General features: G+C 59.8%; 27 protein-coding genes. 18 read left to right on the top strand and 9 right to left on the bottom strand.

Features of this window, described 5'->3' with window-relative positions; all coding sequences use genetic code 11:
• Positions 1-324: 324 nt before the first annotated feature.
• Complete coding sequence (locus BRA49_RS09665) at positions 325-537, bottom strand: type II toxin-antitoxin system HicB family antitoxin (protein ID WP_292385575.1); 213 nt, start codon at positions 535-537, stop codon at positions 325-327.
• Between the two features lie 318 nt (positions 538-855).
• Between BRA49_RS09665 and BRA49_RS09660 the strand changes: the two genes are divergently transcribed.
• From BRA49_RS09660 to BRA49_RS09635, 6 genes are all read left to right on the top strand, one after another.
• The gene (locus BRA49_RS09660) at positions 856-1203 is read left to right on the top strand and encodes a type II toxin-antitoxin system HicB family antitoxin (protein WP_292385573.1); all 348 of its coding nucleotides are present in this window, start codon (positions 856-858) and stop codon (positions 1201-1203) included.
• Positions 1204-1322: 119 nt separating this feature from the next.
• Positions 1323-1616: a nucleotidyltransferase family protein gene (locus tag BRA49_RS09655; protein ID WP_292385571.1), complete on the top strand. Its 294-nt coding sequence runs from the start codon at positions 1323-1325 to the stop codon at positions 1614-1616.
• Positions 1609-1980, top strand: a complete 372-nt coding sequence (locus tag BRA49_RS09650; protein ID WP_292385568.1) for a DUF86 domain-containing protein — start codon at positions 1609-1611, stop codon at positions 1978-1980. Before BRA49_RS09655 ends, BRA49_RS09650 begins: the two co-directional genes overlap by 8 nt.
• Before the next feature lie 266 nt (positions 1981-2246).
• A complete protein-coding gene (locus BRA49_RS09645) occupies positions 2247-2549 on the top strand; it encodes a nucleotidyltransferase family protein (protein WP_292385566.1) in 303 nt (100 codons plus the stop codon).
• On the top strand, positions 2546-2875 hold the full coding sequence (locus BRA49_RS09640; protein ID WP_292385564.1) for a DUF86 domain-containing protein: 330 nt from the start codon (positions 2546-2548) through the stop codon (positions 2873-2875). Before BRA49_RS09645 ends, BRA49_RS09640 begins: the two co-directional genes overlap by 4 nt.
• Before the next feature lie 102 nt (positions 2876-2977).
• Positions 2978-3232 carry a DUF7557 family protein gene (locus BRA49_RS09635; RefSeq protein WP_292385562.1) on the top strand — a complete coding sequence of 85 codons (255 nt, stop codon included), beginning with the start codon at positions 2978-2980 and terminating at the stop codon, positions 3230-3232.
• Positions 3233-3254: 22 nt separating this feature from the next.
• Here BRA49_RS09635 and BRA49_RS09630 read toward each other — a convergent pair whose 3' ends face one another.
• Positions 3255-3662 carry a HEPN domain-containing protein gene (locus BRA49_RS09630; RefSeq protein WP_292385560.1) on the bottom strand — a complete coding sequence of 136 codons (408 nt, stop codon included), beginning with the start codon at positions 3660-3662 and terminating at the stop codon, positions 3255-3257.
• The gene (locus BRA49_RS09625; RefSeq protein WP_292385558.1) at positions 3663-3980 is read right to left on the bottom strand and encodes a nucleotidyltransferase domain-containing protein; all 318 of its coding nucleotides are present in this window, start codon (positions 3978-3980) and stop codon (positions 3663-3665) included.
• 856 nt (positions 3981-4836) lie between these two features.
• Here BRA49_RS09625 and BRA49_RS09620 point away from each other — a divergent pair.
• Together BRA49_RS09620 and BRA49_RS09615 are read left to right on the top strand one after the other, a co-directional pair.
• The gene (locus BRA49_RS09620; RefSeq protein ID WP_292385556.1) at positions 4837-5307 is read left to right on the top strand and encodes a type IV pilin N-terminal domain-containing protein; all 471 of its coding nucleotides are present in this window, start codon (positions 4837-4839) and stop codon (positions 5305-5307) included.
• Between the two features lie 46 nt (positions 5308-5353).
• Positions 5354-7069: a hypothetical protein gene (locus tag BRA49_RS09615; RefSeq protein WP_292385554.1), complete on the top strand. Its 1716-nt coding sequence runs from the start codon at positions 5354-5356 to the stop codon at positions 7067-7069.
• Here the strand turns inward: BRA49_RS09615 and BRA49_RS09610 are convergent.
• Positions 7003-7341 (bottom strand): hypothetical protein, encoded by a 339-nt coding sequence (locus BRA49_RS09610; protein ID WP_292385552.1) that lies wholly within the window; start codon positions 7339-7341, stop codon positions 7003-7005. The genes BRA49_RS09615 and BRA49_RS09610 overlap by 67 nt on opposite strands.
• Before the next feature lie 461 nt (positions 7342-7802).
• On the opposite strand from BRA49_RS09610, the gene BRA49_RS09605 reads away from it, so the two are divergent.
• Together BRA49_RS09605 and BRA49_RS09600 are read left to right on the top strand one after the other, a co-directional pair.
• Positions 7803-8021 carry a hypothetical protein gene (locus BRA49_RS09605; RefSeq protein ID WP_292385550.1) on the top strand — a complete coding sequence of 73 codons (219 nt, stop codon included), beginning with the start codon at positions 7803-7805 and terminating at the stop codon, positions 8019-8021.
• Entirely contained in the window at positions 8021-8293 is a 273-nt protein-coding gene (locus BRA49_RS09600; RefSeq protein WP_292385548.1) for a type II toxin-antitoxin system RelE family toxin, read from the top strand. The genes BRA49_RS09605 and BRA49_RS09600 overlap by 1 nt, the downstream gene beginning before the upstream one ends.
• A 302-nt stretch (positions 8294-8595) precedes the next feature.
• Here the strand turns inward: BRA49_RS09600 and BRA49_RS09595 are convergent, their stop codons facing one another.
• Positions 8596-8976, bottom strand: a complete 381-nt coding sequence (locus BRA49_RS09595; RefSeq protein WP_292385547.1) for a type IV pilin N-terminal domain-containing protein — start codon at positions 8974-8976, stop codon at positions 8596-8598.
• Positions 8977-9396: 420 nt separating this feature from the next.
• On the opposite strand from BRA49_RS09595, the gene BRA49_RS09590 reads away from it, so the two are divergent.
• Entirely contained in the window at positions 9397-9528 is a 132-nt protein-coding gene (locus tag BRA49_RS09590; RefSeq protein WP_292385545.1) for a hypothetical protein, read from the top strand.
• A 356-nt stretch (positions 9529-9884) separates the two neighbouring features.
• Here BRA49_RS09590 and BRA49_RS09585 read toward each other — a convergent pair whose 3' ends face one another.
• On the bottom strand, positions 9885-11273 hold the full coding sequence (locus tag BRA49_RS09585) for an ATP-binding protein (protein WP_292385543.1): 1389 nt from the start codon (positions 11271-11273) through the stop codon (positions 9885-9887).
• Between the two features lie 431 nt (positions 11274-11704).
• Between BRA49_RS09585 and BRA49_RS09580 the strand changes: the two genes are divergently transcribed.
• The gene (locus BRA49_RS09580; RefSeq protein ID WP_292385542.1) at positions 11705-12433 is read left to right on the top strand and encodes a hypothetical protein; all 729 of its coding nucleotides are present in this window, start codon (positions 11705-11707) and stop codon (positions 12431-12433) included.
• 200 nt (positions 12434-12633) lie between these two features.
• Here the strand turns inward: BRA49_RS09580 and BRA49_RS09575 are convergent, their stop codons facing one another.
• Positions 12634-13392, bottom strand: a complete 759-nt coding sequence (locus BRA49_RS09575; protein ID WP_292385540.1) for a DUF3800 domain-containing protein — start codon at positions 13390-13392, stop codon at positions 12634-12636.
• A gap of 239 nt (positions 13393-13631) precedes the next feature.
• Between BRA49_RS09575 and BRA49_RS09570 the strand changes: the two genes are divergently transcribed.
• Complete coding sequence (locus BRA49_RS09570; protein WP_292385539.1) at positions 13632-13856, top strand: hypothetical protein; 225 nt, start codon at positions 13632-13634, stop codon at positions 13854-13856.
• A gap of 409 nt (positions 13857-14265) precedes the next feature.
• On the opposite strand, the gene BRA49_RS09565 is transcribed toward BRA49_RS09570, so the two are convergent.
• Positions 14266-14493, bottom strand: a complete 228-nt coding sequence (locus BRA49_RS09565) for a hypothetical protein (RefSeq protein ID WP_292385537.1) — start codon at positions 14491-14493, stop codon at positions 14266-14268.
• A gap of 7 nt (positions 14494-14500) precedes the next feature.
• Here BRA49_RS09565 and BRA49_RS09560 point away from each other — a divergent pair, with 7 nt between their 5' ends.
• From BRA49_RS09560 to BRA49_RS09540, 5 genes are all read left to right on the top strand, one after another.
• Positions 14501-14764, top strand: coding sequence for a hypothetical protein (locus BRA49_RS09560; protein ID WP_292385535.1), 264 nt, complete (start codon positions 14501-14503; stop codon positions 14762-14764).
• Between the two features lie 454 nt (positions 14765-15218).
• Positions 15219-15458 carry a hypothetical protein gene (locus BRA49_RS09555; protein WP_292385533.1) on the top strand — a complete coding sequence of 80 codons (240 nt, stop codon included), beginning with the start codon at positions 15219-15221 and terminating at the stop codon, positions 15456-15458.
• Positions 15455-15718, top strand: a complete 264-nt coding sequence (locus tag BRA49_RS09550) for a type II toxin-antitoxin system RelE family toxin (protein WP_292385532.1) — start codon at positions 15455-15457, stop codon at positions 15716-15718. Before BRA49_RS09555 ends, BRA49_RS09550 begins: the two co-directional genes overlap by 4 nt.
• A 437-nt stretch (positions 15719-16155) precedes the next feature.
• Positions 16156-20346: an Ig-like domain-containing protein gene (locus BRA49_RS09545; protein ID WP_292385530.1), complete on the top strand. Its 4191-nt coding sequence runs from the start codon at positions 16156-16158 to the stop codon at positions 20344-20346.
• Positions 20347-20699: 353 nt separating this feature from the next.
• Positions 20700-24299, top strand: coding sequence for an Ig-like domain-containing protein (locus tag BRA49_RS09540; RefSeq protein WP_292385528.1), 3600 nt, complete (start codon positions 20700-20702; stop codon positions 24297-24299).
• 263 nt (positions 24300-24562) lie between these two features.
• Here BRA49_RS09540 and BRA49_RS09535 read toward each other — a convergent pair whose 3' ends face one another.
• Complete coding sequence (locus BRA49_RS09535; protein ID WP_292385526.1) at positions 24563-24796, bottom strand: hypothetical protein; 234 nt, start codon at positions 24794-24796, stop codon at positions 24563-24565.
• Positions 24797-24893 lie beyond the last annotated feature (97 nt).

Raw genomic sequence — 24893 nt, 5'->3', positions numbered from 1 at the left:
GCACCGTCAAAAATTCCCCATAAGAAGCGCGACAGTCAGAAAAGGAGATTATGGGTTGCTTTACAGATATCGGGCAAAATCCTCAGGTTCGATCTTCGCCAACCGCAGGATGCCCTGAAGAGTACCGATCTTTAGCTCCCTACGGAGCGGGACAACTGTTCCCACCTCGCACCCTCCGGGTGCTCAAGCTCCTGTCCTGCGGGACAGTCGCATTCCCCACCGGCCGTCGCCTTTGACAGGCGCACATGACTCCCGGATTGTCCGCTTACGGCGAATTGGTATTCCTTCGTGAGGATTTTTATTACGGTCTCGCCGGAGGCTGGTTTAAGCCCCGGCACCCACGGCCACCTCAAACGTCGTGATGATCGGCCTTCGTCCGTCTTCCAGCGGGAATTCTTCGAGGTATAATTCCGTTGCTTCCTTGAGGTTTGCGACCGCCTCTTCCACCGTCTTGCCCTGGCTGACGGTGCCGACTTCCGGGCACTCGGCTACGTAAACGTCCTCTTCCTTATACAGCACGGCCGTGAATACCCTCATGTTCCCACCGATATAATGTGATATTACCTTCAGGGTGATAATACTGATCGAACCTTCACGACCGGGACTGCCCCGGCCCGGCAGAGGCTTTCCCCCAGGCTCCCGGGGGTGGCGGTTCCCGGATTGTGGTGTCAGCGACTCCACAATTCCACGTTGCGAGGGATCTATTGATATTCTGCCTGCTCAGGTACTCTGCCTTGAGCCTCGTATGGTTCGGCATCGGAGATGATGATCTGCGGAACCCCTCTATAGTGCCGTAGACAATTCTCCTGTGGAGGGATCGATTTGCCAGATACTCGTCTCCGCTATACCGTCCTTATGGAGCCGAATGAGGATGGAGGGTACACCGTGACGGTGCCGTCCCTTCCGGGGTGCATCAGCGAAGGGGCTACCCGGGAAGAGGCGCTGGCAGAGATCGAAGAGGCGATCTCGGGATACATCGAGGTTGGCCAGGAAGCTCGGCAAGCCTATTCCGGTCGAGGTCTCCGTCCCCCTGAATACGAGCAACGCAAGGATCTGAAACTTCCGAGAACCACCGGCGAGAAGGTGGTCAAAGCCTTGCGAGCAGCCGGTTTTGAGGGGGGTTGGCATCCGGGGCAGCCACCATTACCTCAACTACAGAGTATGGTACACCTGAAAATTGACCCCTGGAAACCAGAAAGATGATAGAGACACGATAGAACTAAGGGTTTTTTTTACCCACTCTGGAATTTTCCCGATCCGGGGTTTCCCGAAGCCGCCGGGGCGAAGCAACTATTAATACTCTCCGCCAAACACCAGTATCCATGCAATCCCGGGAAGAGATCTTTGCGACATTGCAGCGTCTCAAGGATGATATCACCGCACGGTTTTCGGTCAGACGGATAGGTATCTTCGGCTCTGTCGCTCGCGGCGAGCAGACTGAGGCAAGCGATATCGATATCCTCGTCGAGTTCTCCCGGCCGGTCGGGTTCTTCGCCTTCCTGGAACTCGAAGAGTACCTCTCACTTCACCTCGGCGCCCCCGTCGACCTGGTGACCCCTGACGCTCTCAAACCTGCCATACGGGAGCGGGTGGCCGTCGAGGTCGCCTATGCCTGAACGGTCGAACACCCATCTCCTCTGCGCCGATATCGCCGAGGCCGTTGAGCGCATTCTGTCATACACTTCGGAGATGACATACGACGAGTTCACCGGCGATATCAGGACACAGGATGCAGTCATCAGGAACCTGGAGATCCTCGGGGAAGCCGTAAAGAATCTTCCGCCCTCGTTCACGGAGCGGTACCCTGAGGTTCCCTGGCGGTTCATCGCCGGTATGCGGGACAAACTCATTCATCACTACTTCGGCGTCAGTCTTGAGATCGTCTGGGAGACAACACAGTCCGACATACCTGTGCTCCGGGAATGGTTGAGGGATGCCCGGCTCACACGGGACTGGAACACAGAAGGGACTAGATTCTAAACTGTTTCCAGGCGGCCGACCAGGTTTTGAACATAATCAGTTCATCAATTCACTGTGCCCTGCAACGGTATCGGTCAATTACACCAACCAGTTTGAGAAACCGTCAGGCTTCGAGCCGGGACACCGGAGCAGCACCTCCCGGCAGGGAGACGATCAAGAAACGTAACTGTTCCGGGGCTTCTGCCGTCTATGGAACGGTGCGGTAGGGGGCGTGCCTCCGGGATAAGATTTATAGGTCTGGTGGCGATGTATTTACTATTGGAGATATGAGCCCGGGAACCGACATCTATACCCTTCTCATCCAGAGACGGGACGAGATCCTCACTCTCGCGCACCGGAGGGGGGCAAAGAACGTCCGGGTTTTCGGATCCGTGGCGCGGAAGGAAGCCCGGGAAGACAGTGATATCGATATCCTGATCGATCTGGATCCCGACCGGAGTCTTCTCGACGTGGGAGGCCTTGCTATGGACCTTTCCCTCCTGCTCGACCGTCCGGTCGACGTTGTGACCGAAGCGGGACTCCGGGAGCGGATCCGCCCAAGGGTCTTACGGGAAGCGCGGGCTCTATGAGAGACGATCGTGAACGGGTACTGGATATTCTCGAAGCGATTGAGCGGATTCAAAAGATATCGGTGCGGGGCCGTGAGTACTTTTACAACGACGAAATGGCACAAGTCTGGGTCATTCACCACCTCCAGATCATCGGGGAAGCAGTGCGAGGGATCTCTCTGAAGTTCAGAACCGCAAATCCGGACATTCCGTGGTCGGATATCGTTGGGATGCGGAACGTCCTGGTTCATCACTATTTTGGGATCGACCGGAATGCGGTCTGGAACGTGGTCGAGCACGATCTCCCGGCACTGAAGGAACAACTCTTGCCCTTGACCCGGGAGTAGCGGCTTAGGTAGGGTTGCCAGTACACAGCTCATGTTACAGGAGGGGATCTAGCGCTGCCCGATCGCATGCTTCACATCCTATAATAACCTATAGGGATTTATATGTCCGCCACAACCGTCTGGATCACATCGGCGAACAAAGACCGCCTGGAGGGCCTGAAACGACACCCCAGGGAGTCCTATAACGACGTTATCGGTCGCCTGCTCGACATGACCGTCGACGACGAGCCCCTCTCGGAGGAAGCCATCCGGGGTATCGAGGAAGCCCTGGAGGACATCAAGGCCGGCCGGCTCTACTCCGAGGACGATATCCGGAAGGAGTTTGGTGTGGAGAAGAGATCGCCCACCGGGTCTTAAAGAATACTACAGGCCGGGAGGGTCAGGAAGGCCGCTCGTCCATATGATTTTCCGCACAGATCCGTTCTGCACAGACGACAAAATCTGTTGCCTTGGCGATGACCGAGACCACTTCTTCCCGCATAATGTTCCGGCAGATCGTGTAATCCACCTCCTCCCGGAGTTCTTCGACCAGGTTCAATGCCCTTCCGTGCTCACGAGCGAGTTCACCGGTCTTGACGTACTCCGAGCCGATCGCCGAGATCAACCCGGCATGAGTCTTTGTTTCCACGCCTTTTCGGTGCAGAAGAGCAAGGGCTGCAAGATACATCGCATAGTAGGCTCGATTGATTGAATCTTCGTAATGTCCCTCAGTGCAGAGGATACGTGCTGCATCGAGGCGCTGGTGCGATTTGACAAAAAGCGCCGTCATGACAGACCGGTCGTTCACTTAAACCGCCACGCCGTCATGAAGAACATGCCTGATGAAGGGGTACTGCCGGTGCGCTGCAACATCGGCTCGGGAGATGACCTTGACCGAGAGCCGCTCCCCGGAGAGCATCAACAGATCGAAAGCAAGTCCTGTGAGGTATTCACGAAGGCGAAAGTCCTCCCTGGATGTAATCACAAGGATATCAATATCGGAGTCCGGCCGATCGTCTCCCCGTGCCACGGAACCGAAGAGCAGGATCTCCTCGATTGCGTCGCCGCACGCCTCTCGTGCCTTTGCCGCAAATTCGTGGATGACCGGTCGCCTGGCCAAAAGCATACGATGGAGTTGTTGTGAGTGCGGGGCCATAATGATTACTGATCGAACCTCCACGGCCGGGACGACCGGCCGGGCTCCGGGCGGACTCCTACCGGCACGTCCGGAAACCGGCCGGGTTTTCCAGGACTCCCGTCTACCGGCTCCGGATAGATCGGTACCGGGTCATTCTCACGATCGAGGATGAGCGCCTCCTGATTCTTGTACTGGAGGCGGGAGACCGGAGCAGCATCTACCGGTAGAATCCTTCGCGGATCCGGCGCCACATACACCATATCGCCGGACTCGATCTGCACGAAAAAGAGCCGGGCTGCGGTGAATGTCGAACGGGTCCTGCTGTACCGGCATATCGGCGGCCGAGTCCATAGGGATATCCCCGGGGAACGGCGTGCTGCCTACGGGAGAAAGATAGTCTCGACAGTGTCGCGAGCATTGGTAGCAGTCGTGCGGGAAGGTGCAACCCGCCGCCCGGGGTGGGGCGGGGGGTGCTCGTGCTCCGGACGTCGTTGGGGGGCAGTCCCGGGCCGCACCTGCCGGTGCTCGTGCTCCGGTGTCGCGCAGCATAAGAAATCCGGGCCCGATACGGTCGGGGATTCTCTCCACCTGCCGCACCCCGGGGGCTCTGCAATGGATTTTGGGCCGGGTGAACCCGTATTATCCCTGAAATTGCGATCCCGGCCCGTTTGTTCTTTGCAACAACTCCTTTATATCATGAAAGGATCTTTCGCAGAGGGATGTCTGACAATATTTAATCATTCTGGAAAGAATCATTACGATATATTTAAATATAATTAGAAAGTAGGTAGTCTCGTCGACTGATAGCCTCATCAGGGGCGTGAGGTCAAAGAGGTGTAAAAGTATGATGAAATTCAGAGAGAATGAAGATGCAGTATCACCGGTGATCGGCGTCATCCTCATGGTGGCCATCACGGTGATCCTCGCCGCGGTTATCGCGGCGTTTGTGTTTGGGATGTCGTCGGACATGCCGGATACCACAAAGAATGTGGCTATCTCCGTTAAAGCGGCTACGGGTAACAACATTATGATCGCAATAGAGGGTGGTTCAGACCTGCCACGGTTAGAACACCTGAAGGTTATAGTTGAAAAGAATGATGGCTCTCCTGTTGGGACCTACTACACGCAAGACACGGACAAAAAGATCGATACTGACTCTAGTACCACGTCAAAGCCTGGAGATTTCACCATTGGGTCCACATGGCAAACAACTGCGACTCTAGCACCGCTGGCAGAGGATGGATCCGAGCATGTTATAGTTATAGGATCCTTTAACGACGGCTCTGAGCAGAAGCTCGTTGACACCTACCTCTAATCTTTTTTATATGGGCGTATCAAAATTAATCTCGCTAGCTTTCCTCGTGTCCTTTTTCTTTGCCATCACCGCCGGATACTCTTCTGTTTACATCACCGACGAGTGGATCACCGCCAACCAGCTCAACCACCTCATTACCGATCAAGATCTCCTCTTCGGCTACTCCCCCTACGGGGCCTCCAACTACGCCGCCTCCCACCACAACACCCTCTGCTACACCCTCGCCCTCCCCATTGCCTCCCTTCCCGCCTACCACCTCTTCTCGCTCTTCGGCGACGACTTCCGCCTCGCCGTCATCCTCCTCTGGTCTGCCCTCCTCCTCGCCGTCCTCCTCATGATCGAGTTCTGGTTCCCGCAGTATGCACGCTGGCGGGGGATCCCGTGGACCTGGGCCGGGATCGTCTCGTGGGGGGTGCTCTTCGTCCTCAACGCGGCTCTCTACCGGTCGTTCTGGTTCGTGCGGGGGGTGCAGCCCTATGACGTGGGGGTCTACCCCGAGGTCGCCGCAATCGTCTTTACAAACAGCGTCGCCTTCGCCCTCCTCGCGGTCGTCGCCTTCCTCATCTTCCGGGAAGTCCTCGGCTCCGACTGGTGGGGGCTCTTTGGGCTTGCCGCGACGGTCTGCTGCTCCTCGTACCTCTTCTGGTCGGGGAACGCAAAGGACCACGCGCTCGTCGCCCTCCTCTTCGCAATCGCGCTCTACTGCTTCACCCTCTACCTCACGCGGGAGAACGCCCTCTACCTCTTTGGTTCGTTCATCGCCGTCGGGTGGACGGCGTGGGCACGGCCGGAACTCGGCCCGGCGCTCGCTTTGGGGTTCTTCCTCTTCGGGGTTGCCGTCGCGGCCTCGAAGGGCCGGCGGGAAGTAGGGAAGGCCGTTCTCGCCGCCGCCGGGGTCCCGCTCGGCGCCCTCCCGCTCCTCGTCAACAACTGGGGGCTCTCCGGTCACCCTCTCATCCTCCCCTGGACGGCGGGGTATGCCTCCGCCGCGGGGAGGGAGATCCCGTCCGGGACAGAGAGCCTCTGGAGCACCGTGCTCGGGCAGTATACCCTCCGGCCCGATAGCCTCCTCTCCGGCCTCTACGGGGCCTTCTTCGAGCCCGTCCGTGCCGGGTCCGCCGCATTCTTCCAGGTCTCCCCGCTCTCGTTCTTCGCCCTCCTCCTCGCCGGGGCGGCCGGCTACGCACTCATCCGCAAAAGACCGACCGGGATAAGCCCCCGGGACGCACGGCTCCTCGCCTTCTTCGCCCTCGCCGCCGTCCTGGTGGTGCTCACCTACATCCGGCAGATCCCCGGGATGCCGGCAAGCCCCGGGATCGTCCCCGACATGCGCTACCTCTCCCCGGCCTACCTTCCCATGCTCGTCATCGGGGTCTACGCCTTCAAGCACGCCGGTCTCGACGCCGACGGGGTGCGGGAATCCCTCAAAACCCTCTTCTGGCTCGCAGTCATCGATCTCCCGCTCATCTTCATCGTCCTCCAGGTCATCGCCGGCAAAAGCCTCGGTGAACAGGTCACGTTCATCACGACCCTCACCTACCTCTTCCTCGCCGGGGCCGCGGTGCTTTATGTCGCCGTCATCGCCAAACGCGCCTCCCCCCGCCTCCTTGCCTACGCAGTGCCGGTGCTGATGCTCTTCTCGCTCGCCTGGCTCGCGGTCGTCGACTTCCGGTTCGCCACCAGCTGCTGGGAGGGCTACCACTTCTGGATACCTGTGGTGGAGTACGTCTGGTACATCCAGTACACGGTCTTCCCGCTCTGAGGGGGCGGGAGACGCCCACGGTCTGGCAACTCCAGGCGGCAACGGGACTCCCCTACCGGAAGACCCGGCGGCTCCTCATCTGCTCTCGCCTCCAGGAGAAGTGCCCTGCCGTCAGTGGGGTGGACTCGACGGTCATCGGCGACTCCGCCGGGACGACCGTCCGCCGGCATGAACTCCACTTCCGGTTCGACGCCGGGCGCTGCCGGGAGCGGGCGGCAGAACTCGCGATCCGGCTGGAGGACGACCCCGACGATAGGGGCAACGACCCGCATGTTTACACCTTTGCACCAGGTTTGCACCGGAATTCCGGGGAACGTGCAAACGAGGATACTGGCTGGAGTGGCGGTGATTCTTCTATCGGAGAGATATGTACAGATCAGAATGGTAATTTACACCATTTACCGGGAACGGAGAGTCTGCGTGCAGGAGCGAGTGACCCCCACTCCCGGTCTCTGTGAAATCCGCAGTGGTGCAAACATACTAACTATTCGCGAGGAGACCCTCCCGATACGGGAACAGCCTGCAACCTGCAGTTTTTCGAGGTGTAAACCAAGGTGCAAAGGTGTGCAAACCGGTGTAACTGTGCAAACGAATACCCCGGTCAACCCCGAATCCCCAGGTTGCTCCGCGCAAGACCACGTCGCCGTCCCCGCAACCGTTCCTTCCCGCGAAATGAGAAGGGCGCCCACCACCTCCAGAATACTTTTATTTGAACAGACGGTTAGTACTACTCATGACACCGGCTGTCACCATCGATGACCTCTATCTTGAAATCAAAAAGATACAGGAGACTATGGTCAGGCGGGAAGATCTTGACGCCCTTCTTGATACCGTTGAGATTCTCAGCAATCCCGAAACTATGGCGCAGATACGAATGAGCGAAGAAGACATCGCAGCCAGACGATATCGGGAGATATCTTCAATAGACGACCTGCTCGGCGAGCTGTCCTGATGGAATGGACGATCCGGAGGACCGATACATTTGTCGAGAGCCTCTCAAAGGTCAAAGGCAACAAAGAAGTAATAATCGAACTCGGAAAAAAACTTCAACGCCTGAAACAGGACCCCCTCAATACGGGCGGTTGGCTTTCGGGTGCATTACACGGGAAGAAAGCAACCCGGATTGCAAAGCGTTATCGACTGATATTTCTTCCCGACGAAAGAGAAAGAGCAGTGTACCTGATAGCAATTGATCATCGCCAGCACGTCTACAGGTTGCGGTGAAGACCTGCGGCATCACGGATATGCTCCATATAGTCGTCAGGCGTCCTGCCCCGGGTAAGATATCCGGTAATGCTCTCCGAAACATCCAGTGACGAAAACACCCTCACTGCATGAGTTTTTGCTATGGGAACAGGTTATCGCTCAACGTGATCCGGTCAGATTCAGTTCTACTCTGGAGCACTGCCTTGCTCCCCTCTCCTGTCCCCTTCGCGCCAACGCGAGAGCCCCCGTCTCCGTCCTCACAACCGTTGCCTCGCACACGAAAAAAAGGCCCTGCCCGCAGATAATGGCCGTCCGGTGCATCAGAGCGTCTTATCCAGCACTATCCACGACTCGCTATCGACAAACCTCCCGACGACGACAACCCTGACCACCTCCTTCGAGGTATACGTCTCAGTCGCCCCGGCCCGGGCATCGATCGTGAAGTTATCGTTCCCCTGGCCCACCCCGCCGATCCAGCACTTGATCTCAGCTACCCGGTCCATATTCATCCCGCCGTGGTTCATGAACGTGATCACATCCCCCGACCGCGTCGCCGTCACCACGACAGTCTTCGGCTCCTCAGGAAGTTCCATCCCGAAGACCATCGACCCCGCAATCGCCGCAAGGATGACAGCCATGGCCACCATGAGGATCGTGCTCACCACCTCCGAGACACCGTCTTCCCGGTCCCTACACGCCATATACAGGATAATCTCGGGTCTCTGTATAATAGGATGCCCATGTCGTGCTGGCCGGGAAAAATACTTCCCCTGAGGCTATAACGGCGGGAAATATTATTGTAGGAACCGCCCCTCCCCGGCGCCGGAAGAATTCGTTAGCCGCCCGGCCTGAACACCCTCTATATGCATGCTCCGCTCTGCAACGGGCCCGTTGTGCCGTCGCGGTCTAGGTCCTGAAGGTGGAGGAGGACGAGGACGACGAACCGGAGTATGAGAAAAAAATGAAGACGATTGGGAGGAGGCGGAAGGGGAGGAGGGACACTCATTCTCTCCCCTTTTTTCCTCGGTAGGATCTCCCTTTCTATTCGCCCTTGCCGTATCATCGTCGTCCTCACAGAACGTGCCTCCCCCCGCCTCCTCGCCTACGCGGTCCCGGTGCTGATGCTCTTCTCGCTCGCCTGGCTCGCGGTCGTCGACTTCCGGTTCGCCACCAGCTGCTGGGAGGGCTACCACTTCTGGATACCTGTGGTGGAGTACGTCTGGTACATCCAGTACACGATCTTCCCGCTCTGATGAGGAAACCGGCCCGACGAAGAACGAGACGGCGGCGCCCGCCGCCAGCGCCCGGATGGGGCGGGAGACGTCGCCGCCCGGCAAGCTCCAGGCGGCCCCTCAATGGCTACGTCGACCGGGTGTGGCCTCCCCCCCTCGAATAATGCGAGGGAGGGGGTGCGGGGAACGACTTCCCCGCAGGGGAAGGAGTTAGAGCACCGCGAGGCTGCGGCGAATCCGTGGCGTTTCAACCCCCACGAAACACCGATCCTCTCAATCTCAGGTGGCAGATGTCGGACACCTCAAAACGGAAGATGTCCGATATGTCCGATAAATGTCCGATAAATGTCCATTATCTATCAGGCCCTGTCATCGTATCAGGCGTTCCCGGGAGGCAACCGGGCTAAAACGTACTTTCTGCCCCTCCTCGCACCGACTGCCTCCAACAAGCCACGATGGACGAGATCGAGAAGATCGCGGTATCGGGTCTTCTCCGATACCCCCGGAGCAATCGATGCATAGTCTACAGCTGTTATAGCGCCGTGCTCCCTGGCAAAGGACATCGCCTGCAGCTGCCGCTTGTTCAGGCCGATGGCCCGCAGAGAACTCTCGGTAAACCGCAGGTCTTTTCGCATGCGCACAATGAACCCGAAGGAATCGCTTTGAAATTCAGGTTCCGGGAGTCCGGCCTCTGCGAGTGCGTCCACAATTCGCCCGATGCCGGAACCATACCGTTCGACAAACCCGGCGAGGTAAAATATCTTTGCTATGAGAGGGTTGCGCAGGAACGAGTAGTGCTCGGTCTTGAGCATCTCAATCGTGATTCCCTGGGGCAGAGAGCCCGGGTTATGGAACCGTATAGCGTCATCATAGATGCGGATCTGGGTCTGGATGTCGGTGTTGAAATAATCCCGGTGGATAAGCGCGTTAAGGAGCGCTTCACGAATTGCCAGTAACGGATAGTCCCAGATCTCCTTGCGCTGAAAGGACTCCTGCATTGCATCCGCCGAAATCTCATATCGGACATCGATGAAACTTTTCACCCGCTCCTCCGCCCTCATGAATTGCTGGATGAGGTTCCCGGAGAACTCCTCATCGCCGATGATGATATCTCCCCCCTTGAATCGGCCGACCCGGGTAGTGGTGTTGACAAAGAACCGCTGCGGCTCTCTGCCGAAGAGCATAATGGCGGCATTGGTCAATTTGCCATTGACAGTAAGTTCTAAGCGGCGCAGAATCGAGTCCACGGGCTCTTCTTCATCCGCAGTATCAAGCCGGTTCGACCGCTTTGCCAGACGAACGAACATCCTGACCACCCCGGGATCGATATCGCCGATGGAGTAGTCGCCGGTGACCGTATCCCAGGTAATCCCGGATTTGCTGATGAGAAAGTGAACAAGCTCCTGTCCCGCAAGGTCGAATGTGTTGCTTCCGCTACGCCGATAATACCGACCGTCGCACGAGACCGGGACAGGGGAAGGGGAGACCGTGATGCTGATGAGCTCTTTTCCTGCGACCGTTTCAGCGATAACGGAGGGGGTGATACTAAGTTTGTTTCGGATCTTGTTGGGCAGTTCTCGCAAGAGCCGCTTCACCTGATGGACGCCGACCGGTCTTCCGGCATCATCGATGCCTATCTTAAGCACCCCGCCGCTTGTATTTGCAAATGCGCAGAGGGTCTTGAGATATTCGTCCTTCCAGGACTCCTTGAATTCAACGTTCTGGCTCTCGATCATGGTGGATGCGGTTGACTGTTGATAGTACATCGGCGGTCATTCTCTTATAGACTTCCCGCCGATCAGGGCGAAGCGATTGGGGTTTCCCGGTGATGGTACTGCCTGCTCCCTTCGTGCGCGAGTCTGGACGCTCGATCAAGCAGATTCAGAGGGTATGTCTTATACTGGGTATGGGAAATGTAAACCATACACGCCGCCGGTATGTGCATCACGGTTCACAGGGCAGGATCCCCCCTTCATAAAACCCCCGATTGGCCACTGTATCGCCATATCTCCTCGCATATCGTCTTTCAAGGTATGTAATGGGCATGTAATCGGCCGTGCGGCACCCCGGGATGGTCATCATATCGATGCCAACAGGGGCCTCCCTTCCTCTATAACCCGCCCTCACGACCCCCTGCGCCCGGGTTGCGGGGTATGCCTCCGCCGCGGGAAAGGCGCCGCAGGGCCTCTTAAGCACCGTGGCCGGGCACTACGCCCCCCCGCCCGGCGATCTCATCTCCGGGCTCTACGGAGCCTTCTTCGAGCCCGCCCGGGCCGGGTCCGCCGCGTTCTTCCAGGTCTCCCCACTCTCATTCTTCGCCCTCCTCCTCGCCGCGGCGGCCGGGTACGCCCTCATCCGCCGCAGATCGACCGGGATCCCCTCCCAGGACGCCCGGCTCCTCGCCTTCTTCGCCCTCGCCGCCGCCCTCGTGGTGTTCGCCTATGCCCGCTCCCTCCCGGGGATGTCAGCCAGCCCCGGCATCGTCCCCGACATGCGCTACATCTCCCCGGCTTACCTCCCCCTGCTCGTCATCGGGGTCTATGCCCTGAAACACGCCGGTCTCGACGGCAACGGGGTCCGGGAGGCGCTCCGGACACTCTTCTGGCTCGCGGTCATCGACCTCCCGCTCATCTTCGTCGTCCTCCAGGTCGTCGCCGGCAGAGACCCCGCCGGGCAGGTCGCGTTCATCACAACCCTCACCTGCATCTTCCTCGCCGGTGCCGCAGTGCTCTACATTGCCGTCCTCGCCCGCCGGGCCTCCCCCCGCCTCCTCGCCTACGCCGTCCCGGTGCTGATGCTCTTCCCGCTTGCGTGGGAGGTCGTCGTCGACTTCCGGTTCGCCACCAGCTGCTGGGAGGGCTACCACTTCTGGATACCGGTGGTGCAGTATATCTGGTACATCCAGTACGCGATCTTCCCGCTGTGAGGGATGAAAATCCCTAATAGGTTTGCCTCTCATTTCGTTGGGGGCGTTCTGGAAAACCCCGCCGAAAGGACAGAAGCAACTCCTCGATAAGCTTATATGTCATACATACATACCATGCACCGTAGTGAGTAAATCCTTCCTGAAAAGGATGAGGCCGCCTTGAGGCGGGTGGGACAAAGTAAGGAAGGGGTCACTATTTTCTACTTTTGACGGTCTTTGAAATAATCAAGGACAACCGTTATATTTCCTTCGATGATGTGATAGTGATCTGCCATGGGCGCATGTCCTCTATAATGTCTATGGATTGCTCCTGCTATGAAATCAACTGCCTGTACGCAGAGGTTCTGTTTCGAATCAACATGGGTTACTTCTAATTGATAGTTTCCCGTGTGATACGAATTGTCTCGATCCAGAGAGCGATATATAAGGTATTTGTCGAACTCTTCCCGGCTCACTCCATCAAGAGACTTATCTATGATCACATTAATTTCATGGGAAAATCCGTATTTCGAGATTATATTTGCAACAAGCGAGCCTGTGAGATAATTATACAATATCTGACCGTTATTCCTTAGATTATCGTAAACCTGTTCTTTCCTGAGAACCACATATGCAATTTCAATCTCTGTTTTTGAAAAATCCTCTAAAATACGCCTCCTGTACGTATCATCTGTATTGTGATATTTGAGTTCTGCAATATTTTTGTACTTCTTTGGGAGTTTTCTCATGGTTCGTTTCATACAGGTCCTACATTTTTGAACCTGTTCCGGGCCCTGTGCGATTATTGCTGCGATGATAAAGTAGGGAGAGAGCTCTCCAGTAAATCCAAGATCCCCGGATTCGTCGATGTAGATATTAACTCCCCTGGGGGAGGGCATGATCTCGGGTATAATTATCACCTCAGAAAACAGCCGTGGGCTGCCGAAGATACGAATTCTGTAAAAATACTGGTGTTTCAACAATTAAACTCTTTACGATTGTTTCCAGACTGGACGGTTGAAATGCGGAACAAAACAGAAGTTCAGGTCACCAAAAGGCAGATCCTGAAGGTCTGCCTGCAACGGGGGCTCCCGATCACGAACCTCTGGAAGTTGCTGTGGTCCGTAGTATCTACCGTTATTTCCCTGCCCGGTGTTGCGGTGCTCTATATCGCCGTCTTCGCACCTGACGGTGCTCACGCTCCTGCCCCGCACCTTCGGTGCTCAAGCTCCGGACGTTCCGTCCGTCGCACCCTTCGGCCAGTCGCTCCTCGCCCGCCGAGCCTCTCCTCGCCTACGCCGTCCCGGTGCTGATGCTCTTCCCGCTTGCGTGGGAGGTCGTCGTCGACTTCCGGTTCGCCACCAGCTGCTGGGAGGGCTATCACTTCTGGATACCGGTGGTGGAATACATCTGGTACATCCAGTACGCGATCTTCCCGCTCTGAAGGGCGGGGAGTTGACGTTTGCAGGTTAGCGGCAGAGCAAAAAGACCCCCTGCGCAAAGCCGGGGGGTGGTTCACGCGGTTTTACGACATCACCGTCGGGCTGAATAGCTGCACGATAGGGTTAACAGTTGACTTCTGGGGTTAAAAACGCCCATACCACTTGTGCGCTCGCTCGATCGGCATCACGGCGAGAACATGAACCTCTTGCTCTGCCTTATGGATGCGATAGAATGCCGTGAAGGTATGGCTTATATGAAGGCGATAGGTGTCTTCCCGTCCCTGAACATACAGACGTTCTTTATCGCTCCCGCCACCGGGGAACGGATCATCTTGAAGCGTCTTCAGTCTCTCCATGACGATCCGCCGGCTCTTCGAGCGGAAACTCCGGATACTCTCAAGGGCCTTGCGGTTAATCAGTATCCGGAACGTCAAAATTCAGCTCCACGAAATCCCCCTCCGCCTCAATACGATCCATATCCTCGATGAATCGGCGCTTCTTCTCCAGTTCCACCATGTGGGAGAGGAGATCATCGAACGTCTGTCCCGGGCGCTTGAGATCGGAGATGTCCTCCCATACACCTTCTGAGACCGGTATCCGCTTGGTTGCAACCATGACAATACTGTAAGTGCTGGTCATATTTACAATGGTTGGTGAAGACTCTTCCGGCGTTCATCACGACCCTCACTTATCTCTTCCTCGCCGGGGCCGCGGTGCTCTGCTGTCCTCGCCCGCCGGACCTCTCCCCCGCCTCCTCGCCTACGCGGTCCCGGTGTTGATCTTCTTCCCGTTTGCGTGGCTGGCCGTCGTCGACTTCCGGTTCGCCACCAGCTGCTGGGAGGGCTATCATTTCTGGATACCGACGGTGGAGTACATCTGGTACATCCAGTACGCGATCTTCCCGCTGTGAAGGGGGCGGGACCCGGCGGCCGGAGGCCGGGAGTGCGAAGAACGAGGCAGTGGCCTCCCCCCGCCTCTTCGAAGGGCGCCCGGCGGCAGCCTCTCAGCATAATGGTTACCAGGAGTGTGGATGGGTATGCGATTCGGCGGCGGCATGTCATCCGGCAAGCCCGAAGAGACGACCACAATCACAATCAATACCTTCAAATCCGACCGGAACCGTCTGGATGAACTCCGCCGTTACCCGAATGAGCCCTACCGGCTATCGTTCGCCGACTGCTGGACCAGAGCGGCGACCCCGAACTCCGGAGTCCGGGGGCACTCACCAGCATCCAGGCATCGCTCGACGATATCCGGCGGGGCTGTGAGGCACGAGGCGCTGAAACGGGACCTGAGGAGCGTGACCCCCCATCACCTCCACCCATAGCCACGTTATTATATCTTATGACGACCCATAACTCGTTATGCCCGAGGAGACAACCACGATCGAGATCACCAGATCCGACCGGGACCGGTTGAACCGCCTGCGCCACTACCCCAGAGAGCCATATCGGACCATAGTCCGCCGGCTGCTGGACCAGAGCGAGGACCCCGAGCCCCTGAGCCCTGAGACGATCGCCGACATCCAGGCGTCGCTTGACGAGATCCGGCGGGGCGAGTTTGTAACGCACGAAGAGTTGAAGCGGGATCTGGGGATCGATTGAGATACTCGCTCATTTACTCGAAAAGAGCCCGGCATAAATTAAAGCGCCTCCCAGAGGAGGCTGCCACCCGGATCGTCAGGGCACTTGAACTGCTGGCGGAAGACGAATCTCCCCACCTGCAGGTGAAGCGCCTGACGAACTCACCACTATTCTCCCTGCGGGTAGGGGTGTACCGGGTGATCCTGGCGTTCGAGCATCAACAGCTCGTCATCATGGCGGTCGATCTCGACCATCGGAAAAATGCCTACGATAACCTGTGAGATTCAGTTCAACCCATCAAAAACCCATACCGGATCCGAGTGATCGAAGATCCGGGCACCCGGTCGATGAGCAGCGGTCCCCGTGGAAAAAACCCGACCATATCGGTCGCCGGATGGATATACGCCGTCATCAGTCTCCCCGTTTCTGGCAGAGTGCGATCCGAAAAAGACCTGTCCGGATCTCCCTCTGGCCATAAAGGCTCATAAGAAATTCTCGTTTTTATTATAAAAAAATGAGAATAAATATCCGTAAAGGTTATATATTTATACCACTATCCACCCCTTCACCGGCTACCCTATGACCGGGTCTTAACGAGAATTTCGCACTCCGCCTGCCAGGCACTCAGGCAAGCCCCTGCTTTAGCCGACCGTTCATTCCTACCGGCAGGTCTGCACCGGCGATTCCACAGGCGGAAGAGCGATCAAGGGGGGAAAACATGAAAAAACACACGCATCTGGCATTGCTGTACGCAATCATCGCCGTCGGGCTGCTGATATCGCCGGCTATGGCGGCAATAGCGGCCCCGGGGGAGGCGATCTATCGTCCCTTCAACGGAGCGCAGGAACGTCCTGATATCGACGGCAACACGATCGTCTGGGAAGACGACCGATACGATGAACAGGAAAAAGGAGTCAAGGACATATTTCTCGCGACCGTAGACGACTTCCGGAGCACCCTGCCGTACAGTTACGTCGGGACAAGGATAACGGACGACCCCGCCTCGCAGGAGAAACCGTCCATATCGGGAGACTACATCGCCTGGCAGGACAACCGGCACGGGAACTGGGATATCTACCTCTACCAGCGTTCCACAACGACGACGACACGACTCACCACCGATCCGGGCAACCAGTGGCTGCCCGCGATCTGCGGGAACTACGTCGCCTGGTATGACGACAGCAGCGGCAGGACCAACATCGTTCTCTACGACATCGCCGCCGGGGCCGTGAAGGACGTCATCGACGTCAACGCAAAGACAACGATTCCCGGCGGGACGACCGAGTTCAAACCCGCACTCTCGGAGCAGTACGTCGCCTGGGTAGAACCGGGAGACGTGACGGTCCATACCTACGACAAGGTCTATTACTACGACATCGCGGCCGGCAGTATAGTGGGGCCGATAGCCCCGAGACCGGAAGATGACCCATTGCCCTCGATCTCCCAGTCCTGGCCCTCGCTATCCGGGAGCTTCATCGCCTGGGAAGATACCCTCTACAGGATGGATCCCGACATATATATCGCCGATATCCACGATCCCGCCGAAGGGACGATGCTTATCACCAGAAACGATTTCGATCAGGTCTCACCGGCGATCGACGGGGGCATCATCGTCTGGGAGGACAAGCAGATTCCAGAACGGAGCATCTTCATGTGCGACCTCTTCGCCGTGGGAGACTTCCAGGGCGAAGAGATGTGCCTGGTTGAAGCCGAAGATTCCGAGGATGCACACCTCTACCCTGCCGTCAGCGGCAACACGATCGTCTGGCAGAGAGGCCGTGGCCCCAACTCGAACCTCTACATCTTCGTCTACCAGCCCGAAGCGCCGGTTGAGCGGGTCGTAACGAACATCGATGTCACACCGCCCACGGCCACCCTGAACGTCGGCGAGACCGAACCGTTCTCCGCACTCGCCCGCGACCAGTTCGGGCTCAAACTGTCCGGCGTTACGTTCACCTGGACGAGCGACAACGCAACTGTCGGCACCATCGACGACACCGGCCGCTTCACCGCGAAGGCCGCGGGCAGCGCGACCGTCACCGCGACGGCGGGCAACGTATCCGGAACGGCGACCGTCACCGTAAACGCAGGAGAGCCCGGAGGGCCGGTCGCAACAGAGATTACCATCACCCCGCTCACGCCCACCGTCACGGTCAACAGTACGGTGGCGTTCGAGGCAACCGTCCGCGACCAGTTCGGCAACGTCATGACCGGCGTCGACGTCGCCTGGGATAGCGGCAATGCGACCGTCGGCACCATCGACGCAAGCGGGCTCTTCACCGCTCGTGCCGCGGGAACGGCGATCGTCACCGCAACCGCAGGCACCATCTCTGCGGGTGCAACGGTCACGGTGACCACCGAGGAACCGGTCGCAACGAGCATCGTAGTCGCACCGGCCGCGACCACACTCGCGATCAACGGCACACAGCAGTTCTCTGCAACTCTCCGTGACCAGTTCAACCGCACCATGACCGGCATCGACGTCGCCTGGGCGAGCAGCAACGAGGCCGTCGGCACCATCGACGCGAGCGGGCTCTTCACGGCGGAAGCCGAAGGCACGACGACCGTCATCGCAACGGCAGGCGTCGCCTCCGGGACCGCGAGTGTCACGGTCAGCACTGAAGCACCGGTCCTCGACAGCATCACGGTCACGCCGCAACAGGCCATCCTTGTGGTCGGCGAGACACGGGAGTTCGCGACCGTCTGCTCGGATACGTCCGGCAACACCCTGCCGGGCGTTTCGGTAGCGTGGTCGTGCAGCAACGAGACCGTCGGCACCATCGACGCAAACGGCGCTTTTTCGGCCCTTGCCGAAGGCACGACGACCGTCACCGCGACGGCAGGCGGCATATCCGGAACGGCGGCCGTCACCGTCACCGCCGCAGAGCCGGCGCTCGCAAAGATCGTCCTCTTCCCGTCCGCGGTCACCCTGAACCCCGGGGACTCCCGGCAGTTTGAGGCCGTCGGGCTCAACTGCTACGGCGACTTCGTGCCGGATGCCGCGATCGCCTGGACGAGCAGCGACCCGTGTGTCGGCACCGTCAACGAGTGCGGGCTCTTTGTCGCCCTCTGTCCGGGCACGACGACCCTCACCGCATCGGGCGACGGCGCCGCCGGAACCACGACCGTCACCGTAGCCTGCAACGACCCGGTCCTCTCCCGGATCGCCGTCACGCCTCCCGCAATCACCCTGAACATCGGCGACGCGGAGACGTTCGCCGCAACCGCCTACGACCAGTTCGGCTGCACCATGCCGGACGTCGATATCGCCTGGGCAACCTGCGACGAGACCGTCGGCACCATCGGTGCGGACGGGGCCTTCACCGCGCTCTCCGCAGGAACGGCGACCGTCACCGCAACGGCATGCGGCGTTGACGGGACGGCGGACGTGACGGTCATCCGTGCATCCCCGGGCATCGTCGTCTCTCCGGCGGCGGTCACCCTGGACGAGGGGGAGACCCGGCAGTTCACCGCGCATGGCCTGCAGGACAACGCAGGTTCTGTTGTGGTCTGGTCGTGCGACGACGAAGCCGTCGGCACCATCGACGAGAGCGGCCTCTTCACTGCTCGCTGCGAAGGCACCGCGACCATCACCGCGACAGTCGAAGGGGCCGGCGAGGCCATGGTCGCTCAGGTCAACGAGACCAAAGCGATCGGGACCGCGGTCGTGACGGTCCGGTCGGCATCGGCGGTCCCGGCGCGGCTCGCGGTCAGCCCGTCCGACTTCACCATCGCCGCCGGAAACACCCTCCCGCTCACCGAGACCGTGTACGACCAGTACGGCTGCGTCATACCGGACGCCGTGGTGGTCTGGGAGAGCAGCGACCCGTGCATCGGCACCATCGACGACTGCGGCGTCTTTGCCGCCCTTGAAGACGGCGACGTGACCATCACCGCATCGGTGGACGGGATCTCGGGCTCTGCCTGCGTGACCGTCGGTCCCCCGATCCCGGTCCCGGCCTGCATCGAGGTCGACCCCGCGACGACCGCGCTTGCGCCCGGGGAGACTCAGGAGTTCGTCGCCACGGTCTATGACCCGAGCGACAACGTCATGGACTGGGTCCGGGTCGCCTGGTCGTCTTCCGACTCGGCCGTCGGCACCATCGATGCGGCCGGCGTCTTTACAGCGCATGCAGAGGGCTCGGCGGAGATAACGGCCCGGGCCGGCATCGTGGAGGCGACCGCGGCGGTCACCATCACGGCCGCACCCGGGCCCACAGTAGAACCCACAACAACTCCGACCGACCCCGGGGACAGCGGCGGGAACGACGGCGGCAGCAGCGGACCCACCTTCTCCGCCGGGATCTGCGAGAACCTGCGGAGGGGCGAGACGTTCACGTTCTCGGGTATCACCGTCTCATCGGTCAGCAATGTCGCTGTCACGGCAGCCGACACCATCCCGCGGTTGATGCTGACCGTGAAGGAAGGGAGCGAACCCGGCACTGCGGGGCAGTCCGCCGGTGACGTCTACGAGTACATCGAGATCACCCTCAACTGGGCAGACCCGCAGGACATCAGCCATGCGGTGATCGAGTTCACCATCCCGGCCGACTGGCTCGAGGAGCACGGCATGGCCCCGGAGGACGTCAGGCTCATGCGCCACGTCAACGGCGGCTGGCAGATCCTCGAGACCGAGGTCACCGGCGAAGGAGGCGGGAACTACCGGTTCCGGGCAACCACCCCCGGGTTCTCCACCTTTGCCATCGCTGCGGCACCGGTGAACATGACCACCCCGGTGGAGACGGTTCCCACGGTCACGGAAGAGATGAACGTCACCACCACCGTGACCACAGAACCGACAACGGAGCCGACCACCGCCGCGCCGACGACGACACCGGCGGCACCGCTCGTCTACGCGCCTCTCCTCGCCCCGCTGGCATTCTTCCTCTGGGCGAGGAAGAACCGCTAACCCTCCTTTTTTTTGAAGTTCGGGGACAGTGCGGCCGGATGCTTCTCCAGTCACCTCTCTCCATCGAGATGGTAGCGAAGACCCGTCCGGATCTCCCTCCGGCCATACAGGCAGTTGAGGTATACCAGTTTTTATTATAAAATTCTATGAATAAATCACCGTAAAGGATATATATTTATACCGCTATTCACCCGTTCACCGGCTACCCAATGACCGGGCTTTAAATCGGAACTCGCAGCACACCTGTCGGGTGCTCCGGTAAGCACCCGCTTTAGCCAGTCCGTTCGTGCCTACCGGCAGGTAGGCACCACGGTCTTGCAGGTGGAGAGCGATTCGCACAAAGGGGGAAACGAATGGCAAAACATACACATCTGGCACTGTTGTGCGCAGTCGTTATCATCGGGCTGTTGATATCGCCGGCCATGGCGGTGGAAGCGGCGTCGGGGGAGGAGATCTATCGCCCCTTCGTAAACGCGCAGGAACGCCCTGATATCGACGGTGACATGATCGTCTGGGAAGACGATCGGAACGGTAACAAAGACATCTACTTTGGGACCGTAGACGAATTCCGGAACAAATCACCGTCACCCTACATCTACGTCGGCGAGAGGATAACATCCGATGACGCCTCGCAGGAGAAACCGTCCATCTCGGGAGACTACATCGTCTGGCAGGATAACCGCGACGGGAACTGGGATATCTACCTCTATCAGCGTTCTACAACAACGACAACACAGCTCACCACCGACACGGGCGACCAGTGGCTGCCCATCGTCCGCGGGAACCACGTCGCCTGGTACGACGACAGCAGCGGCAGAGCGAACATCGTCCTCTACGACATCGCCGCCGGGGCCGTGATGGCCACCATCGACTCGGACGCAAAGACAACGATTCCCGACGGGAATACCGAGTTCAAACCCGCGCTCTCGGAGAAGTACGTCGCCTGGATAGAAGACGCGGACGAGCGGGCCTGGTACTACGACATCGCTGACGAGACGAAAATGCCGGTGTCCGCGACCGGGCTCCGCCACTCCTGGCCCTCGCTCTACGGGAGCCAGATAGCCTGGGAGTGTTACCTTGACAGATCCGGCATCCAGGATCCCGAGATCTACCTGATGGACCTCGATAACCCCTCCGGCGGAGAACAGCAGATCACAAACGCCCCTGGGTATCAGGTCTCACCGGCGCTCAGCGGGAACATCATCGCCTGGGAAGACATGCGGGATGGGCCGCGAGGCATCTACATGCACGACCTTGCCACCGGCGGGGAGGGGATGTCCGTATTCGTACCCGAAGACCCGAATGACGAACAACTCTACCCGACCGCCGGCGGCACCACAGTCGCCTGGCAGAGAGGCACGGGCCTTAACTCGAACCTCTACATCTTCGTCTACGGGACAGGATCGGTCGAGCCAGCGGTAACCACCATCACGGTCACACCGAACACGACCACGCTCGCGATCGACGAGACCGAAACGTTCACGGCAACCGTTCTTGACCAGGACGGCGAGACCATGACCGGCATCGATCTCGAATGGGCGAGCAGCAACGAGACCGTCGGCACCATCGACTCGGACGGCACCTTCACCGCTCTCGCCGAAGGCACGGCGAACGTCACCGCAACGGCCGATGAGATCGCCGGAACGGCGACCGTCACCGTCACCGCCGGAGAACCGGATGAGCCGGTCCTGGAGAGCATCCGGATCACGCCGGCTACGGCCGTCCTCGCGATCAACGACACCAGACTGTTCGCGGCAGCCGCTCTCGACCAGGACGGCGCCGTCATGACCGGCGTCAACGTCACCTGGGCGAGCAGCAACGAGACCGTCGGCACCCTCGACACGAACGGCACCTTCACCGCTCTCGCCGAAGGCACGGCGAACGTCACCGCAACGGCCGATGAGATCGCCGGAACGGCGACCGTCACCGTCACCGCCGAAGAACCGGATGAGCCGGTCGCAACGCGGATCGAGGTCGCACCGCTCACAACCACCGCCACGGTCAACGAGACGGTGAACTTCTCCGCGACGGTCTATGACCAGTTCGAAGCCGAACTGACGGACGTTGCGGTCGCCTGGGCGAGCAGCAACGAGACCGTCGGCACCATCGACGCGAACGGTACCTTCACCGCCCTTGCCGCGGGCATAACGGCCGTCACTGCAACGGCAGGCGATGCATCCGCGTCTGCGCTCGTCACCGTCAACGACGAAGAGCCGGTTGAACCGGTCCTGGAGAGCATCCGGATCACGCCGCCCGGGGCCACCCTCGCGATCGGCGACACCCAGCGGTTCATCGTGACCGCTCTCGACCAGGACGGCGCCGTCATGACCGGCGTCAACGTCACCTGGACGAGCAGCGATGAGACCGTCGGCACCATCGACGCGAACGGCACCTTCACCGCTCTCGCCGAAGGCACGGCGAACGTCACCGCAACGGCAGAGAACGTAACCGCGACGGCGGCCATCATCGTCAACGACGAAGAGCCGGCTCTCGCCAGCATCGCTGTCGCACCATCGGCGATCACCCTCGGCTCCGGCGACACGGCAACATTCACCGCGACCGCTTTCGACCAGTTCGGCACCACCATGACCGGTGTCGAGATCGCCTGGACAAGCAGCGATGAGGCCGTCGGGACCATCGGTGCGGGCGGCGTCTTCTCCGCGGTTGCCGACGGCACGACGACCGTCACCGCAACGGCAGGGAACATAACCGGGACCGCGGCGGTAACCGTCACCACGGCATCCTCGGGCGTTGCGGTCTCCCCGTCGGCGATCACCCTGGATCGCGGGGATTCGCAACAGTTCACCGCGACCGTGTATGACCCGGAAGGCAACGTAACCCCCGGTGCCGAAGTGACCTGGGAGAGCAGCGATGAAGCCGTTGGCACCATCGATGCCGACGGACTCTTCACCGCGGTTGCCGAAGGCACAGCGACCATCACCGCTACGGCAGAGAACGAGACCGGGACCGCGACCGTGACCGTCGACCTCCCGCCGGCCCCGACCCGCATCGAGGTCGAACCGGCCACGGCCACGATCCTGCCCGGAGATACCCAGGCGTTCACGGCGACCGTTTTTGACCAGCGCGACAACGAGATGGACTGGATCCAGGTCTCCTGGTCGTCCTCCGACCCGGAGGTCGGCACGATCGACAGTGCCGGCCTCTTCGGAGCGTTCGCAGAGGGATCGACGGACGTAACGGCATCGGCAGGCGACGTGGCAGGAACAGCAGCCATCACCGTCTCGGCGACCGCCGTACCTGAGCCCACCCCCGGGAACGGCGGCGGCGGTGGCGGCGGTGGCGGCGGCGACAGCAGCCCCTCCTTCTCCGCAGGGATACGCGAGAACCTGAGAAGCGGTGAGACGTTCACCTTCTCAGAACTGACCACCACATCGGTCAGCAGCGTGAACGTCACGGCAGCCGGCACCATCCCGAAGATGATGCTGACCGTGAAGAAGGCAAAAGCGCCCTCGGCTGCGGAGCCTCCCGCCGGCGACGTCTACGAGTACATCGAGATCACCCCCTACTGGGTGGGCCAAAACCAGATCGGCAACGCGACAGTATTCTTTACCGTCCCTGCCGACTGGCTTGAAAGCCACAACGCGACAGCGGAGGACGTTGTTCTCGTGCGCTACGTCAACGGCACCTGGGAGTCCCTGGAGACCGAGGTGCTCGGCGAAGAGAGCGGCAAGTACAACTTCCGGGCAACCACCCCCGGGTTCTCCACCTTCGCCATCGTTGCATCACCCGTGAGCGTGACCGCATCGGCGGTGGAGATAAACGCCACAACAGAGGTCACTGAGACACCGGGCGTCACCGAGACGTCCGAGGTGACCGGGAACGTGACGACGGAGCCGACCACCGTGCCGGCGACGACACCGGCGACACCCCTCGTCTACGCGCCCCTCCTCGCCCCGCTGGCATTCTTCCTCTGGGCGAGAAAGAACCACTAACTCTCTTTTTTTCGACACCGTAGCGTGGATCCGCCCCTTACGGGTCCGCTCGGGAAGACGAGGGGTGCCGGCGGGAACGGACACCGCACGCCGCCCTCAAACGTCGCGGCAACACCCGTTTTGCCGGAGTGATGACGCTCCTTCGTGGTGCCGGCCACGCCCGGCGCAACTACCTCCACGCTCTTTTGGCGGAGTTCTGCAGGAAAAAGAGGAGAATCGGCGCCGGTCCCCCTCCGCCAACCCACCTCGACGCTCCGGCTGCGTCAGTACCCGGTCTGGCCGCCGGCTGCGGTCGCCACGGTGGCGGGCAGTGTCTCAGTGGCGGTCGGGAACGTTACCGTCTCCGTGGGGGTCAGAGTTCCGGTCTCGGTCGGGATGGTTACCGTCTCCGTGGGGGTCGGCTGCGTGCCGTCTCCACCCGGCGAGACGCATCCTGCGGCCAGGATGCCGGCACTCACGAGGAGGAGTGCCGCCAGAAGGATCAGATCAGGTCTCATGGGGGGAGGCCATGACAGACATGATACTTATATCTTGCCCACCCATGCGGGACGCCGCTGTCGGGGTCCCCGGGGGCGCAGGCTCGGAGCCGGCATC

This window comes from Methanoculleus sp. UBA430 (assembly GCF_002506585.1).
GTDB lineage: Archaea > Halobacteriota > Methanomicrobia > Methanomicrobiales > Methanoculleaceae > Methanoculleus.
The sequence above is the reverse complement of the archived record's forward strand: the minus strand, read 5'-3'. Positions and strand labels throughout refer to the sequence as shown.